Below are 15,487 nucleotides of genomic sequence, written 5' to 3' on the forward strand. Positions count from 1 at the left end.
TAAAAAGATATGAATTCAAAATTTGAAACCCTAAAAGCAAACGTTCAAGAAATTATTGATTTGATTGCTGCAAAAAACGACAGAGAAGCTAATAATAAATTGCTTGAAGTAAGTGATGAATTAGACGAAATGTTAGATCATGCCGAAGAAGATGAAGAACTTAGAGAAATCAGCAGATATCAAGTTTTATTGAATCAGCTTCATGTGAAAATTAACGGTGAAGAACAAGTTGATGGAGAATAAAAAATGTTTCTGTGATACAGGACTGCCTTTTGATGAATGCTGCGGATTATATTTGAGTGGCAGTCAAAAAGCGCCTTCAGCATTAGCTTTAATGCGTTCCAGATATTCGGCATACGCGACTCATAATGCCGATTATTTAATGGAAACAACTTATATTTCGAAAAGAAAATATTATTCGAAACCTGAAATTTTAAGATGGGCTAAAGAAAATACATGGCTGCAGTTATCTATTAATGAATTTACAGAAACGACAGTTGTGTTTAATGTTTATTTTCTTAATTCTGAAAACCAATCAGACATACATTATGAATTTTCAACTTTTAAATTCGAAAATGGCGCTTGGTATTATTTGGAAGGAAAGTTTGAATAATTATTATGTCTAACACTGTTAGTTGGGAGTTTTGGTTGAATACTTTAACTAAAAATTAATAAACGTTTCGTTTTTCATAATTCTAAAAAACCTTAATTTTAGAATTATGAAAAACGAGTTTAAAAAAGGTTTTTATTTTAAGTCATACGAAGCTCCATTTCAGTCTCCGTTTGAGAAACTTTTTGGTATTTTCAAAGAGTTAATTACCCATACTTCTGGTGATTTTGATGAAGCTATAGATTGGCTTCGGGAATTGGATAAGGAATATAAGCTTACCGATGAAAACTACACTATCGATGATTTTATCGAAGATTTAAAAAAGAAAGGTTACATAAAAGACGAAATAAAAGGAGATGGTACAAATGGTTTTGGTATCACTGCTAAAACAGAACGTGCAATTCGCCAGCAGGCTTTGGATCAGATTTTCGGAAATTTAAAACGTTCAGGAAACGGAAATCATAAAACGAAATACGCAGGAAACGGTGATGAACACACGGGAGAATTTCGTGAGTTTAATTTTGGCGACAGTTTAGAACGTATTTCATTGACAGAAAGCCTTAGAAACGCTCAAATCAATAATGGAGTTGAAAGTTTTATGCTTACCGAAAATGATTTGGTTGTTGAGGAAGCACAGTACAAAGCGCAAATGAGTACTGTTTTGATGATTGATATCAGTCACAGTATGATTTTGTACGGCGAAGACCGAATTACTCCAGCAAAGAAAGTTGCAATGGCTTTGGCTGAATTAATAACGACACGTTACCCCAAAGACACACTTGATATTTTAGTTTTTGGAAATGATGCTTGGACAATTCCAATTAAAGATTTACCGTATTTGCAAGTTGGACCTTATCATACCAATACCGTTGCCGGATTGCAATTGGCGATGGATATTTTGCGTCGAAAACGAAATACCAACAAGCAGATTTTTATGATTACAGATGGGAAACCAAGCTGTGTGCGTGAGCGCGACGGTTCGTATTATATGAACAGTAACGGACTTGATGAATATATTGTCGATAAATGTTATACACAAGCTCAGCAAGCCAGAAAATTACATATTCCGATAACCACTTTTATGATTGCAAATGACCCTTATTTACAGCGATTTGTAAATCATTTTACCGAAGCCAATCAAGGAAAAGCATTTTATACTGGACTAAAAGGTTTAGGGGAAATGATTTTTGAAGATTATGAAACGAATAGGAAGAAAAGGATTAAATAAAGTTGCTAAGGTTCTAAGATGCTAAGATACTGAGGTTTCATTGCGCCTGAATATACGTTGTGTTTATATTGTAGAGATGCACCGCAGTGCGTCTAACACAACAATTGTCAGGCTGAGCGAAGTCGAAGCGCCGCTTCAATTGGGTTTGAGAAAAATTAAAGACAACGTAATCGTAGAAACGCACTGCAGTGCGTCTACACACAGTAATGACGCAATATTTGTCATTAAAAATAAATAACAATTTATATTTCAATAAAATGGAAATAACAACTATAAAAACATTAGGTCAATTAAAAGCCTCAGGATATAAAAGTAGTAGTATTAAGGATGAATTAAGAAATAATCTACGAGAGAAGATTAAATCAGGAAAACCCGTTTTTGAAGGCGTTCATGGCTTTGAAAATACCGTAATTCCAGAATTAGAACGTGCCATTCTTTCTCGACATAATATTAATTTGTTGGGACTTCGCGGACAGGCAAAAACTCGCTTGGCGCGTAAAATGGTCGAATTATTAGACGAATATATTCCGTATGTTTCGGGTTCAGAAATCAATGATGATCCATTAAATCCGATTTCACGTTTTGCTAAAGATTTGATTACTGAGAAAGGCGATGAAACTCCAATTTCGTGGATGCATAGAAATGATCGTTTCTTTGAAAAATTAGCAACGCCAGATGTTACCGTTGCAGATTTAATTGGAGATGTTGATCCAATAAAAGCGGCAAATTTAAAATTGTCTTACGCAGATGATCGTGTAATTCATTTCGGAATGATTCCAAGAGCAAATCGCTGTATTTTTGTAATTAATGAACTTCCAGATCTGCAAGCCCGAATTCAGGTTGCTTTGTTTAATATTCTGCAAGAAGGCGATATTCAAATCCGCGGATTTAAATTGAGAATGCCGCTTGATATGCAGTTTATATTTACTGCAAATCCAGAAGATTATACCAACAGAGGAAGTATTGTAACGCCTCTTAAAGATAGGATAGGTTCGCAGATTTTAACACATTATCCTGAAAGTGTCGCTATTGCAAGAACCATTACAGAACAAGAAGCAAAGCTAGACGAAAATCAAAGCGACATCGTTTATGTGCCAAGTTTAGCTAGAGACATTTTAGAACAAATTAGTTTTGAAGCTCGAGAAAGCGAATATATCGATAATAAAAGCGGTGTAAGTGCCAGAATGAGTATAACGGCTTTTGAGAATTTAATTAGTACAGCAGAACGCCGTGCTTTAAAATCTGGAGCAGATAAAACCATTTTGCGTTTATCTGATTTTATGGGAGTAATTCCGTCGATTACAGGAAAAGTCGAATTAGTTTATGAAGGAGAGCAGGAGGGAGCTGCTGTCGTTGCGCAGTATTTGATTGGTTCAGCAATTAGAACATTGTTTTCAGAGTATTTTCCAAAAATTGAAAAATTAGAAAAACCAGGCGAAAAAACACCTTATTCAGATTTGATCGAGTGGTTTTTTACCGAAAGCGGTTTCGAATTATTAGACGATGCCTCAGATGCTGAATATAAAGGTATTTTGGATGAAATTACGCCATTAGATATTTTATTAAAAAAATATCAGCCTCAATTAAACAAACAAGATATGCATTTCATGAAAGAGTTTGTTTTGTGGGCATTGGTAGAATATAAAAAATTGAGTAAAGATCGTTTTGCGCAAGGTCATCAATTTAAAGATATGTACGGAAGTTATATTAGTAAATTGTAGTCCATTAAGTTTTTTTTTAAACACATAGAAACATAGATTAATTTCTGGAAAAAGGCATTTCACTTGTTTAAAAGACACATAGGCTGCTATGTTAAAGAAATGTGTTTCTTTTTTGTATTCCTTTCTTACGTATAATAAAGTCTATGTTTCTATGTGTTTAACTGTATTCAGCAAATTAAATACTGATTTTACAATCTGACCCGATAGTTATTTTTAATTGTCGGGTTTTATTTTGTATATTATATTGATATATCAATTATATTTGTATCAAATAAGTAAGTTATGAAAATTGAAAATCCAACAGGAACAGCTCTTTATTCTATAGAAAAGGCAATTAAAGAATATCGAAAACTGGCACAAAAAAACATTGCCAAAGTGGTAAAAGATATTACAGTCGATCAATGCTTGGTACTTATAATACTTCAACAAAACGAGAGTATTTCTCAAAACGAATTGGCAAATCTTGTTTTTAAAGACAGTGCTTCTATTACACGAATGATCGAATTAATGGTAAAAAACGACTATCTAACCCGAACAATTCACGCAGAAGATAGAAGAAAGTTCAATCTGGTAATTACTGAAAAAGGTTTGAAAACCATCGAATTAATAGAACCTGTTATTCAATCCAACAGAGAAACAGCTTTGCATGGTTTATCAGTAAAAGAAATAACATTATTGGACCAAACGCTGCATAAAATAATAAGTAATTGTAAAAAATGATTGGAATGAAATCAAAATTAATCTTAGTAATGTTGTCGGTATTTGCTATTGGGTATTCGCAAAACGAATTGAGCAGCAAACTAGAAAAGTATGTGGATGCGCAATTTGCTGTTAATGATTTTAGCGGTACCGTTTTAGTTTCTAAAAATGATACAATATTATTGAAAAAAGCCTATGGTTTTGCTGATTACGAATGGAAGGTAAAAAACACAGTAGATTCAAAGTTTAGTTTAGCATCCGTTTCAAAACAGTTTACGGCAGCAGCAATTTTGCAATTAGCGGAAAGCAAAAAACTTTCATTAGAAGATCCTATAAAACAATATTTTGCTGATTTTCCAAAAGGAGAAAAAATAACGATAAAAATGCTGCTGGCTCATAATTCAGGTTTGCAAATGGATTTTGATGAACTGTATTTATCAAAGACAGATTTAGATAAAGATTCCGTTTATCAGTATATCATCAAAAAGCCATTTTTGTTTGAACCTGGCACAAGTACAGCTTACAGCAATATAGGATATTATTTACTAGCAAGAATTATAGAGAAAGCATCAGGGCAGACTTATGCGGCTTTTTTAAAACAGCAATTGTTTGACAAAGCCAAAATGTATAATTCAGGTATTACAACCAATACTGCAATAGTAGATAAAATGGCTAAATCATATTATCTCGAAAATGACAAACTAGTTAAAAATCCTTATATCAATTGGAATTTTAATATAGGTCACGATGGTGTTTATTCGACTGTTGAGGATTTGTATTTGTGGAATAAAGCCTTGTTTGACAGCGAGATTATTTTGTCGAAAGAATCAAAGAAAAAAATGTTTACTTCATACAACGATCAAGATTTTGGTTTTGGGTTTTTGGTTAACCCATTCTACAATCAAAATCATCAGTTAATTGCGCATGACGGCGGCTTTTTTGGAGCCATGACATCATTCAATAAATTTACAAATGATAATATATTAATTACGGTTTTATCTAATAACCAGTCAAAATCTTATTATATCGCATATGGTCTTGCCGGAATCTGCTTTGGAAAAGAAGTTGAACTTCCGTACAAACACATTCAAACCACAGTAGATGCAAAAATCTATGATCAGTACGTGGGAGAGTATGAAAATATTAAAATTTTAAAGAAAGATAATAAGCTGTATTATATAGATCAAGATATTGAGTTACTGCCAGAATCTCAAACCAAATTTTTTCGCTCAGATAATAGCAATACTACAGTTGAATTTATAAAAGACAAAAAAGGAAAAGTTACGCAGCTGGAAATTAAAAAGGCAGGAATAAAAGAGGTAAAAGTTAAAAGTAAGAAAGTATAAATTGTATTTTTGATTCTCTGATAAAGTATAAAATGGAGAAAAGATATATTTTAAAGCTGGATAACGAAATTATAGGATATACAAAATTTGAACATGCAGATGTCTCAATGGGAGTAATTCATGGAAAAGTTATGTTGGAAGGAATCTTTTCTCCTTATGCGTTTTTTAGAGATCATTGTGTAAAATTTAATGTTCAGATAAACTCAGATTTTCAAAAGGAAAAGTTTATTTCGACGCAAATAATTCCGCAATTAGAAATCTTTTTTGAAAATGGAGACCAATTAAAGGGGTGGGGTGGTGCGATAGCAGGAATGGAACCGGATGATTTTGAGATTGACTTTTATGGAATTACTTCAGAAATGATGCAAACTGAATTTAATCATCATTTTGCGAAATATTACGGAGATGAATAAAGATGCAGGATAGATAAGTACTATTTTTGCATTCAAAATTTAATTCTATGCTGTTTTTAATTCTAAGTATACTTTGCAGTGTTACTGTTGGTGTAATCTTTAAAATTACCCGTAAATACAATGCTAATCCCATTCAAATTATTGCGTTCAATTATATAGCAGCATTAGTACTTTGTTATTTTACTTTTAGTCCAGATCTTACTATAGTTCATAAAGATGCTCCGTGGAATATTTATGCGGCAATTGGTATTTTGCTGCCTATTGTTTTTCTTTTTCTGATATTTTCAATAAAACATATGGGAATTGTAAAAACTGATGCTGCACAACGATTGTCATTATTTATTCCCATACTTGCAGCATGGTTAATTTTTAAAGAAGAGTTTAATTCTTATAAAGTAATTGGTCTTATTATTGGGTTCATTGCGCTTTTGTTCATTTTAAGAAAGCAGATGCAAAACGAGCAGAACAAGTGGATTTTTCCTGTCGCTGTTTTTATTGGTTTTGGAGTAATTGATATACTTTTTAAACAAATAGCGCTTTATACCACTTTGCCTTATACAACATCACTATTCATTGTTTTTAGTATTGCTTTAGCAGTCTCTTTGTTAATAGTGCTTTACGACGTTATTTTTAAAAAGAATGGGTTCAATGCTAAAAATGTCCTTTTCGGAGCTTTAGTAGGGATTTTTAACTTCGGAAATATTCTATTTTATTTAAAAGCACATAAGGCATTTGCCGAAAATCCATCAACGGTTTTTGCAGGAATGAATATGGGCGTAATTGTATTAGGAAGTCTTGTTGGGCTTTTCTTCTTCAAAGAAAAACTATCTAAGATTAATATAATTGGGCTTCTTTTAGCGTTAATTTCTATTGTTTTCATTGTTAGATCACAATTTTAGTACATTTTTTTATCCTTTTAAATCTTTAGTTTTCAGTTGGTTTTGAGCCGAATTAAAAGTTTTTTAAAATAAACTCTACTAATTCTATAGAATTTATAAAATATATTTTATAGATTTGCATTAACAATGAAAAACTCTAGTCTAAATATCATTCCGTTTATGTGCAGCTTGACGATGTGCTGCATGATGAACAATGCAATGAAATGGCGTTAATAGAAAGTACTTGTTAGTTATTTTTTTTTTTAGCCTTTCATGCACCATGAAAGGCTTTTTTTAGAATTAGTAAAAAGCAAACAAAATGAGATCAAATAGAAATATCAATATTATGATGCCATATTGCTCGACAAAAATTCCGTGTTGTACGTGCATCAACTGCTGATTTTACTCAGAAAAAAACAATTTAGTAAACCCAAATTAAGTAAATCATAAAAATTAAAAGTAAATATTATGAGTACAGAAATTATAAAACAGAATCCCTTTCAATCTATGATTGATCGTTTTAATATAGCTGCAGATATTCTAAAGTTAGAGGAGTCAATCAGGCAAAAGCTGCAGCGTCCTGAAAAACAAATTGTAGTAAATTTTTCGATAACATTAGACAACGGAACCGAGCAGAATTTTGAAGGTTACCGCGTAATACATAACACAGCTTTGGGACCGTCTAAAGGTGGTATTCGCTATGATAATGCGGTAAATCTTGATGAAGTAAAAGCTTTAGCCGCTTGGATGACTTGGAAATCTGCTGTAACTGGAATTCCTTTTGGAGGAGCAAAAGGAGGCATTATTTGCGATCCAAGAACGCTTTCTAAAACAGAGTTAGAACGTATTACGAGAGCTTATACAAAAGCATTATCGGATATTTTTGGCCCGCAAAAAGATGTTCCAGCACCAGATATGGGAACAGGTCCAGATGAAATGGGCTGGCTAATGGATGAATTTTCATTAGTTCACGGCAAAACAATTCATGCCGTTGTAACAGGAAAACATCTGCATTCTGGAGGTTCATTAGGCAGAGTAGAAGCAACCGGAAGAGGAGTGAGCATTATTAGTTTACTGGCACTTCAAAAACTAAAAATTAGACCAGCAAAGGCAACAGTTGCAATTCAAGGCTTTGGAAATGTAGGATTACATTCTGCTTTATTTTTATATGAAAAAGGACTAAAAATTGTTGCAGTAAGTGATGTCTCAGAAGCATTTTATAATCCGCAGGGAATTAATATTCCAGAGCTTATTTTGTATTACAATTTAAATAATAAAACAATAAAAGGTTATCCAAATTCCGTTGCCATTAAACATGAGGATTTACTGCTTTTAGATGTTGATGTATTGATTCCTGCTGCCAAAGAAGATGTAATCACTCAGAAAAACGCACATGACATTCGTGCAAAAATTATAATTGAAGCCGCAAACGGACCAGTTTCTTCAGATGCTGATAAGATTTTGCATGAAAATAATGTTTTGGTAGTTCCAGATATTTTGGCAAATGCCGGCGGTGTAACCGTTTCTTATTTTGAGTGGCTTCAAAATTCCTTGTTAGAATCGTGGAGAATTCACCAAATAAACAAACGTTTAGAAGATATTTTAGAAAAAGGATTTGAAACGGTGTTTAGAATTGCAGCAAAGCATAATGTAACGCCTAGAATTGCGGCTTATATTATTGCTTTGAAAAAAGTAGCCGAAACACAATCTGTAAAAGAAGTGGCAGCCGACGCGCCAAAATTCAAACAGAACTAATTTTATTTTAAACAATACTAAGATTATTTTCATCGATAGAAAGCCATTGAAGGTTTTTTATCGGTGAAAATATCTTTTTTAATTTCATATCAATTCATATAATCTTTAAAAATGAAAAACATTAATTTTCTAGCATTTGCAATGCCGGCTTTTTTTCTTTTTTTATTTCTAGAATACAAGCTGGCACAACGAAAAAAAAGACCTGAAATTTTTAATTATGAAAGTTCTGTTTCTAATATAAGCATTGGTATTGCAGAGCGATTGATTAATTTGTTTATTGCCGGCAGTTTTTATCAACTGTATTATTTGATTTATGATGAGTACCGCATATTTGATATTCCGAGTGGTGTATTAGTTTGGATTGCCTTAATTCTCGCCACAGATTTTGTTTGGTATTGGTATCATAGATTAGGTCATGAAGTCAATTTTTTCTGGGCGGCACATATTGTACATCATCATAGCGAAGAGTTTAATTTTACGGCGGCGGCTAGAATTACAACATTTCAGGCAATAGTTAGAACAGGATTTTGGTGTTTACTGCCTTTTATTGGTTTTCATCCCTCTATGGTAATCACAATGCTTATTGTACACGGAGCTTATTCGTTTTTTACGCATACACAGCTTATAGGAAAAATTAAATGGCTCGAATATGTTTTTGTTACGCCATCTGTTCATGGGGTTCATCATGCTTCTGACGAGAAATATTTAGATAAAAATTACGGTGATATGTTTACGTTTTGGGATCGTCTTTTTGGTACTTTTCAAGAGGAAGAAGAAAAACCAAAATACGGTTTAACACATCCTTTAAAAAGTTATAGTTTTCTGTGGCAGCATTTTCACTATTACTTTGAAATTTTTGAATTATGGAAGCGTTCACAAGGTTTTAAAGCAAAATGGAATGCTATTTTTGGAAGTCCTGCACATATGGATCAAGATATTCGTCCAACATTAGAAAAGCGTTTTTTACAAGATAAAAGCAATCCAAATCAAAGGCTTCGTTTTCGGAATTACCTTTATATTCAATTAGGAATCTGCACTTTATTACTAACGGTTTTTACCTATTATTTTGATCGTTTAAATGCACTAGATAAAGGCTTTGTTCTGGCGTTAATACTTATAACATTAATTAACTGCGGTGCACTTTTAGAACAGCGAAAATGGATTTATTATCTGGAATACGTTCGTATTTTAATGATAACAACTTACTTCTTATACGAAGAAAATCTAACGATATTTTTCTTTGTTCCCTTGGCAATTATGATTTTTGCAGAGCAATTGTTTTCACTTAGTAAATTGTATCAAAATATTATTTTACAATTAGAAACTGCTGAGTAAAAAGAACAAATAGTCAACGAGAATTCATTATAACTGTGATGTGTTTTTTTATCGAGATTAACGGACTTGATATTTTTAAAACCTGTGCGGCATTATTTAATTAAGTTAATTTTTAGATCATTAGTATTTATTCCAATCAATAAATAATTTAGTTGCATCTATCTTGAATTGAATTTGAGCAATGAACCCGATACCTTCTAAAAGATATCGGGTTTGTTATTTTGTTTTAATTCTAAAATTTGGAATTTAATAATCTAATGTTTGTACAGTTTAACGTGATTACCAAAAGAGTATGTGGCAGCAATGGTTGGACCATTATAGCCCCATTTAAAGAAGCCGTTTAGTCTTTCTTTTTCAGCATCAATTCTAATATTTAAGCCTGTATATCCAGCAGTTAAGCTAAAATTTTTATAAACGTTATACAATACGGAAAGATTGTAACTCAAAATACGGCCATCAATATCATTTATTTTTATAGCAAAGTAATTAAAGTTAGCATATAGACCTACTTTTTTGCCCAATACAAATTCTCCCCAAAGTCCAATATCTGGCAGTGGCGCAGTCACTCCAAAATCATCATTATAGGAAAGCTGCTGTGTTTGTCCGTTCAAACTCAGACCTACATCTACTAACATTACATGCGCACCTATTAAAGCACCTATTTCATATTTTGGTTTTGATATAAAAGCGTAACCGTAATATACTCTAATAATCTGATTGTCTAGAAATGCGGAAACTCTTGCATCTACAGGATAGGTATGATCACCAAATTCTATCTCTTTTTGAAGGACTTTTGTTGATCTTCTATTCAAATAAAAATATTCAGAACCTAGTCTTGATCTTCTTGAAATGCGCCATTCAAAAGCCGCAGTAAATGATTCACTGCTTTTATTAAAACCGAGATCCTTTTCAAAATCAATCATATTTCCAAAATTACCATTATTAGTTCCCACTTCGACTTGTGTATTGTTTACAGGGAAAAACGCACCAGCTGTAAATTTAAAACGTCTTGCATGCCAAGGCAAATCGTCAGCGTAATCTTGCAGGTCGTCGAAGTTGTTTTGTACGGTGGTTAAAGTGTCTTTTGTTGATGCATCTGCTACAATTTGTGCATTAGATGAAAGATACGAGAACGGAATTATCAAAAAATAAAATAATCTTTTCATGAGGTTTATCTTTAAATTTATTGATGAATTTTTAACAATTAAAGTTAACAAAAAAAATCATTCATTTTAATTTTAGGGGCTTATTATTTGATTATCAGTAGTATAATTTGAGAGTTTTGTTAAAAGCAGTCAGCGTGAGGGATAGCAGCAGTCCTGTCGAAGCAGCGCGAATAGCCCGACGTCATATAGAAAAAGCCCCAATGAACGCAAGGTAAATTGGGGCTTTTTTTATATGGGGGCACGCCCATAACTTCAAAATTTTGAAACTGTTTTTACTCTTAAACTCTATGATAATCTGCCCGCCAGTGTACAATGGCCTTTTTGATAGAATCGCCCGAGAGGTTATTTTTAAGAGCATCATCGATTAAAGTGAGAACTTCGTCGTTTGGAGCAAAACGAAGTGCAAATATTTGGTCATCGGTAAACTTATGCTCGATTTCTTCAAACCTTTTTCCAGTGAGTGTAAAATAGCGATAGCGAAGTTCTAAACGTATAATTCGGTTTTGCAAAGTAAGTGCGTAATGCTGGCGCAGCATATAAGCAAGAAAAATAGGGAGCCCAAAAAGAATACTTATAAATGACCAAATAAGCGTATCTGCTGAGGTAAAAGCAAAGTACAAACTGCTTAGAAAAAACAGAACTGCAAGCGGATAAAATACAAAATGATGTGCGGTATAAAATCGTATATGATTGTAGTAGGTTTGAATTTTCATAATGTAGAATGTTTATATGAAAGTAAAAAAAATAAAGCTACTCTAAAAGAATAGAATAGCTTTTTTTCTCAAAAATAAACTAACATAACCAATGTTTCCTTTATCGTAAAAACTTTTTACAGTTTTACTTAGTAATATATTTATAAGTCTTATTAAGTGTCAAATTGTCAATATATTGACTTTGATTTATAATAGTAAAATTAGGTTATATGCAGCCATTGTTTGTTATATCTTGAGTTTCAAATGTTATATGATTTCAATATGAAAAATTATAAAGTGGCTATGATCTTCCATTCTTCAAGCTTTGACTGCATTGATTTACTTGCATTTGCAGGACTTGTTGAGGGCAGTGTTATAAGTTGATAAGTATTGTGAAGCGTAACATATTTCTTGAAAAACTGTGCCGCTTTTTGACCGTTAAACAGTATGGTTTTTATATTAGGATGTTGTTTTAGAAAGGTTTCAAAATCATTCGCGATTTCATTATTTATAGCGCTGTCTAGACTTCCAACTCGGTCGCAATACTGCAATACATCCCACAAAGCGATTTTATTCTGAAGTAAAAAAGCCTTTTTTATTTCGTAATCATTGCTGAAATCTTCATTGAAAATGGTAAACAAAAATTTCCAGAAATTATTTTGATTATGTCCGTAGTACTGATTGAGTTCTAAAGATTTTGTTCCAGGCATTGTACCTAAAATTAGTATCGTCGAATTCACTGAGCTGATGGGAGCGAAGGAAAAGCTTTTCATTTTATAAAATTAATAAAATAAGGTTCTAAGGAGCTAAGATTCTAAGAAAAAAAAGCTAAGAACCTTCCTCAACGTCCAAATCGATAATACTCTAAATCAGTATTTTTTTTGTTATTGATTGAGTCTAAAATAGAATTCATTCCCATCACGCTGAAAGTAATTCCATTTCCTCCGAAACCTAAAATATAATGCTCGTTTTTTTTCGAATTTGGTTTCCCAAAATACGGCAGGCCATCTTTGGTTTCTCCAAAAGTTCCTGCCCAGGAATAATCTAATTTAAAGTCAGAATTCGGGAACCTTTTTTGAAATTGTTTTAGCAAAAACAGCTCTTTTTTAGAAAGTAGATTATCTCTTCTTTTAGGATCTTTAAATTCTTCGTCGCCTCCGCCCATAATAATTCGGTTGTCTGAAGTAGCGCGATAATAAAAGTACGGATTTGCTGTATCCCACAGTATGGCATTTTTTAAGCAAAGCGGAATCTCCTCGATAGATTCAGACGCAATCGCATAAGTACTTTTTAAGTCGACTATTTTCTCATTTAAAGTTTCGGTACTTTCGTAACCTGTACAATGAATAACGTGATCTGCTGTAATAGTATATTTATTTTCTGTTTGAGCAATACATCTTCCTTTTTGATTACTAATACTGACGATATTGGTTCGATCAAAAATCTGCATGCCATTCTGCTCACAGTAATAAAGTAAGTCACCAGCTAATTTAAAAGGATCAATAACTGCAGCCGTTTTCGATTCTAATGCAGCAAGAGCATTTAGTCCTATTTTTTCTAGATCCTGCTTGTTGAGCCAGCTCACATCAAAACCAAATTGCTTGCGAACTTTAAATTCGTTTTTTAAAAACGGAATATCTTTTTTGAATGAGGTAAAATAAATACTCTTTTTAAACTCAAAACCACAGTCACTTTTAATAGTATCAATTATTGTTCGAAGATCAAAAATCGCTTTTTTTCCATTGTTGTAACTGTCTACAGCACATTTTTCGCCTCTAAGTTTTATTAATTCATGCAAAGGCACATCAACTTCATATTGAAGTAAAGCGGTACTTGCAGCCGTACTTCCGTTGCAAACATCACGACGATCTGCAAGGACTATTTTTTTTCCCTCAGAAATTAATTTATATGCCATTAAAGCTCCAGTTATTCCGCTTCCAATAATAAGAATCTCAGTGTTGATATCAGAATTGATAGAAGGATAACTAATATTCATGGCATTTTTTAAAGGCCAGAAAGTTTCTGTAGAGCGTAATTTCATTTTTTAGATTTATTGTTTTACAGTTTGAATCGAGTTTTTTTAAGACTCTTTCTTAGCATTTTCTTCTTTTTGTTTTTCCTGTTTTTCTTCTTTAGTTTTCGCTGCTTTCTCTTGTTTTTCTTCTTTCTTTTTCTCCTTTTCCTTCTCTTTTTTCTTGAAGTAACCTCTAAACAAGAAATTGCTTTTTGCCGCCTCCATATTGTCACTAAAACCTTTTGTTCCCGTTTCTAGATTAGAGAGCGTATTCGAAACACTGTTTGCCATTTTATCGTCACGTACTAATCTTGCCAAAGCTCCATTTCCATTATTCATGCTGTGACTAAAAATGGCTAGCTCTTCAGAAATAACGCCTACATTATCAACACTTTTTTTAACACTTTTCATAATGTCGTTCATTTCGATACCGTCAATAGAAGCTATTGCACCATTGTCTTCAATAATTTTTTGTGATTTGGTGCCGGGAGAAATAGTCAGCACTTTGTCGCCCATTAATCCATCAGAACCAATACCGGCACGAGCATCTGTTTTTATAAATTCTCGTACTTCATCTTTTATAACCATTGACACTACAACTGAGGAATCATTAATTAGTCTGATTTCTTCAACAGTACCAATGTTAATACCCGAAAAGCGTACGTTGTTTCCAACTTCTAAACCGCTGACCGTTTTAAACTTTGAGGTAAGGTGAAATGTTGAACCAAATAGGTTTTTTTGTTTTCCAATAAAATAGATTGCGGTTATAAAAAGTAACAAACCAATTGTTACAAACATTCCTAATTTCCAAGTATATCCAGATTGTTTCTCCATGATTTCTAAAGTTTTTTTATTTAAAAAACGAACGAACCCATTTGTCTTCGTCTTTTTCTAATTCGTCATAGGTTCCTTCGGCATGAATTACTCCATCTTTCAGCACTATAATTCGATCTGCCGTCATTTTTGCACAAGCCATATCGTGCGTAATTATTATAGCCGATGTTTTTTGTTTCTTTTTAATTTCAAGAATCAGTTCGCTGATTTCTCTCGAAGTAATTGTATCTAATCCAGTTGTAGGTTCGTCGTACAATATGATTTCAGGTTTTAAAATCAATGTTCTAGCTAAACCAATTCTTTTTCTCATTCCGCCAGAAAGTTCAGATGGCATTTTATCTACAGCATCACTTAAGCCTACATTTTCCAGAGCTTCCATAACTTCATTTTCAATCTCTTCTGAAGATAAATCTCTTCTATGTTTGCTCAACGTAAAAACGAGATTTTCCCGCACCGACATTGAATCATACAATGCACCGCTTTGAAAGAGAAAACCAATTCGCGCTCTTATTTTGTTAAGGTCATTTTTTTTGAGTTCCAGTATATTTTCATCAAAAACAGTTATTTCGCCTTTGTCCGGAGCGATCAATCCAACGATACATTTTATAGTTACCGATTTTCCTGAACCAGAACGCCCTAAAATCACCAAATCTTCACCTTTATGTAAGTTCAGATTGATGCCTTTTAAGACTTCGTTATCTTCGCCAAAAGTTTTATGTAAATCCTTTATAGCGATTATTACATCTTGCTTTTTAGTTTTTGATCGTGGTTCTATATTTTCTTTTTCTTTAATCAT

At 32.7% G+C, this 15,487-nt stretch carries 16 protein-coding genes; 10 read left to right on the top strand and 6 right to left on the bottom strand.

The features are described from left to right. Positions 1–9 precede the first annotated feature (9 nt). From ACHRV0_RS20710 to ACHRV0_RS20755, 10 genes are all read left to right on the top strand, one after another. The gene (locus ACHRV0_RS20710) at positions 10–243 is read left to right on the top strand and encodes a hypothetical protein (RefSeq protein WP_395442317.1); all 234 of its coding nucleotides are present in this window, start codon (positions 10–12) and stop codon (positions 241–243) included. After that, a complete protein-coding gene (locus tag ACHRV0_RS20715; protein WP_395442319.1) occupies positions 233–613 on the top strand; it encodes a YchJ family protein in 381 nt (126 codons plus the stop codon). Before ACHRV0_RS20710 ends, ACHRV0_RS20715 begins: the two co-directional genes overlap by 11 nt. Before the next feature lie 106 nt (positions 614–719). Beyond that, positions 720–1,838 (top strand): VWA domain-containing protein, encoded by a 1,119-nt coding sequence (locus ACHRV0_RS20720; RefSeq protein ID WP_395442320.1) that lies wholly within the window; start codon positions 720–722, stop codon positions 1,836–1,838. Positions 1,839–2,095: 257 nt separating this feature from the next. Next, positions 2,096–3,559 (top strand): AAA family ATPase, encoded by a 1,464-nt coding sequence (locus tag ACHRV0_RS20725; protein WP_395442321.1) that lies wholly within the window; start codon positions 2,096–2,098, stop codon positions 3,557–3,559. A gap of 282 nt (positions 3,560–3,841) precedes the next feature. Next, a complete protein-coding gene (locus ACHRV0_RS20730) occupies positions 3,842–4,279 on the top strand; it encodes a MarR family winged helix-turn-helix transcriptional regulator (RefSeq protein ID WP_129023652.1) in 438 nt (145 codons plus the stop codon). Between the two features lie 5 nt (positions 4,280–4,284). Continuing rightward, the gene (locus tag ACHRV0_RS20735; protein ID WP_395442323.1) at positions 4,285–5,604 is read left to right on the top strand and encodes a serine hydrolase; all 1,320 of its coding nucleotides are present in this window, start codon (positions 4,285–4,287) and stop codon (positions 5,602–5,604) included. 32 nt (positions 5,605–5,636) lie between these two features. Further along, positions 5,637–6,017, top strand: coding sequence for a hypothetical protein (locus ACHRV0_RS20740; RefSeq protein WP_395442324.1), 381 nt, complete (start codon positions 5,637–5,639; stop codon positions 6,015–6,017). Between the two features lie 47 nt (positions 6,018–6,064). Next, positions 6,065–6,916, top strand: coding sequence for an EamA family transporter (locus tag ACHRV0_RS20745; RefSeq protein WP_395442326.1), 852 nt, complete (start codon positions 6,065–6,067; stop codon positions 6,914–6,916). 447 nt (positions 6,917–7,363) lie between these two features. Further along, entirely contained in the window at positions 7,364–8,650 is a 1,287-nt protein-coding gene (locus ACHRV0_RS20750; protein ID WP_395442328.1) for a Glu/Leu/Phe/Val dehydrogenase, read from the top strand. A 111-nt stretch (positions 8,651–8,761) separates the two neighbouring features. Then, positions 8,762–9,985, top strand: coding sequence for a sterol desaturase family protein (locus ACHRV0_RS20755; protein WP_395442330.1), 1,224 nt, complete (start codon positions 8,762–8,764; stop codon positions 9,983–9,985). A 254-nt stretch (positions 9,986–10,239) separates the two neighbouring features. Here the strand turns inward: ACHRV0_RS20755 and ACHRV0_RS20760 are convergent, their stop codons facing one another. The 6 genes from ACHRV0_RS20760 to ACHRV0_RS20785 all read right to left on the bottom strand — a co-directional run bounded on the left by ACHRV0_RS20760 (position 10,240) and on the right by ACHRV0_RS20785 (position 15,487). Further along, entirely contained in the window at positions 10,240–11,151 is a 912-nt protein-coding gene (locus tag ACHRV0_RS20760; RefSeq protein ID WP_395442332.1) for a hypothetical protein, read from the bottom strand. 278 nt (positions 11,152–11,429) lie between these two features. Beyond that, the gene (locus ACHRV0_RS20765) at positions 11,430–11,864 is read right to left on the bottom strand and encodes a DUF6526 family protein (RefSeq protein WP_395442334.1); all 435 of its coding nucleotides are present in this window, start codon (positions 11,862–11,864) and stop codon (positions 11,430–11,432) included. 269 nt (positions 11,865–12,133) lie between these two features. Next, on the bottom strand, positions 12,134–12,616 hold the full coding sequence (locus tag ACHRV0_RS20770; protein ID WP_395442335.1) for a DNA-deoxyinosine glycosylase: 483 nt from the start codon (positions 12,614–12,616) through the stop codon (positions 12,134–12,136). Between the two features lie 68 nt (positions 12,617–12,684). Further along, positions 12,685–13,884, bottom strand: a complete 1,200-nt coding sequence (locus ACHRV0_RS20775; protein ID WP_395442337.1) for an NAD(P)/FAD-dependent oxidoreductase — start codon at positions 13,882–13,884, stop codon at positions 12,685–12,687. A 39-nt stretch (positions 13,885–13,923) separates the two neighbouring features. Continuing rightward, complete coding sequence (locus ACHRV0_RS20780) at positions 13,924–14,691, bottom strand: MlaD family protein (RefSeq protein ID WP_395442339.1); 768 nt, start codon at positions 14,689–14,691, stop codon at positions 13,924–13,926. 16 nt (positions 14,692–14,707) lie between these two features. Then, a complete protein-coding gene (locus tag ACHRV0_RS20785; RefSeq protein WP_395442340.1) occupies positions 14,708–15,487 on the bottom strand; it encodes an ABC transporter ATP-binding protein in 780 nt (259 codons plus the stop codon).

Origin of the sequence: Flavobacterium sp. FlaQc-30 (assembly GCF_044005885.1) — a bacterium.
Classification (GTDB): Bacteria; Bacteroidota; Bacteroidia; order Flavobacteriales; family Flavobacteriaceae; genus Flavobacterium.

What these genes read in the sequence shown, in the direction of transcription:
- ACHRV0_RS20730 (WP_129023652.1), top strand. Translation starts at nt 3,842, where the DNA reads ATGAAAATTGAAAATCCAACAGGAACAGCTCTTTATTCTATAGAAAAG.
- ACHRV0_RS20725 (WP_395442321.1), top strand. Translation starts at nt 2,096, where the DNA reads ATGGAAATAACAACTATAAAAACATTAGGTCAATTAAAAGCCTCAGGA.
- ACHRV0_RS20780 (WP_395442339.1), bottom strand. Translation starts at nt 14,691, where the DNA reads ATGGAGAAACAATCTGGATATACTTGGAAATTAGGAATGTTTGTAACA.
- ACHRV0_RS20735 (WP_395442323.1), top strand. Translation starts at nt 4,285, where the DNA reads ATGAAATCAAAATTAATCTTAGTAATGTTGTCGGTATTTGCTATTGGG.
- ACHRV0_RS20770 (WP_395442335.1), bottom strand. Translation starts at nt 12,616, where the DNA reads ATGAAAAGCTTTTCCTTCGCTCCCATCAGCTCAGTGAATTCGACGATA.
- ACHRV0_RS20760 (WP_395442332.1), bottom strand. Translation starts at nt 11,151, where the DNA reads ATGAAAAGATTATTTTATTTTTTGATAATTCCGTTCTCGTATCTTTCA.
- ACHRV0_RS20745 (WP_395442326.1), top strand. Translation starts at nt 6,065, where the DNA reads ATGCTGTTTTTAATTCTAAGTATACTTTGCAGTGTTACTGTTGGTGTA.
- ACHRV0_RS20765 (WP_395442334.1), bottom strand. Translation starts at nt 11,864, where the DNA reads ATGAAAATTCAAACCTACTACAATCATATACGATTTTATACCGCACAT.
- ACHRV0_RS20720 (WP_395442320.1), top strand. Translation starts at nt 720, where the DNA reads ATGAAAAACGAGTTTAAAAAAGGTTTTTATTTTAAGTCATACGAAGCT.
- ACHRV0_RS20740 (WP_395442324.1), top strand. Translation starts at nt 5,637, where the DNA reads ATGGAGAAAAGATATATTTTAAAGCTGGATAACGAAATTATAGGATAT.
- ACHRV0_RS20785 (WP_395442340.1), bottom strand. Translation starts at nt 15,487, where the DNA reads ATGATTAAAGAAAAAGAAAATATAGAACCACGATCAAAAACTAAAAAG.
- ACHRV0_RS20775 (WP_395442337.1), bottom strand. Translation starts at nt 13,884, where the DNA reads ATGAAATTACGCTCTACAGAAACTTTCTGGCCTTTAAAAAATGCCATG.
- ACHRV0_RS20755 (WP_395442330.1), top strand. Translation starts at nt 8,762, where the DNA reads ATGAAAAACATTAATTTTCTAGCATTTGCAATGCCGGCTTTTTTTCTT.
- ACHRV0_RS20710 (WP_395442317.1), top strand. Translation starts at nt 10, where the DNA reads ATGAATTCAAAATTTGAAACCCTAAAAGCAAACGTTCAAGAAATTATT.
- ACHRV0_RS20715 (WP_395442319.1), top strand. Translation starts at nt 233, where the DNA reads ATGGAGAATAAAAAATGTTTCTGTGATACAGGACTGCCTTTTGATGAA.
- ACHRV0_RS20750 (WP_395442328.1), top strand. Translation starts at nt 7,364, where the DNA reads ATGAGTACAGAAATTATAAAACAGAATCCCTTTCAATCTATGATTGAT.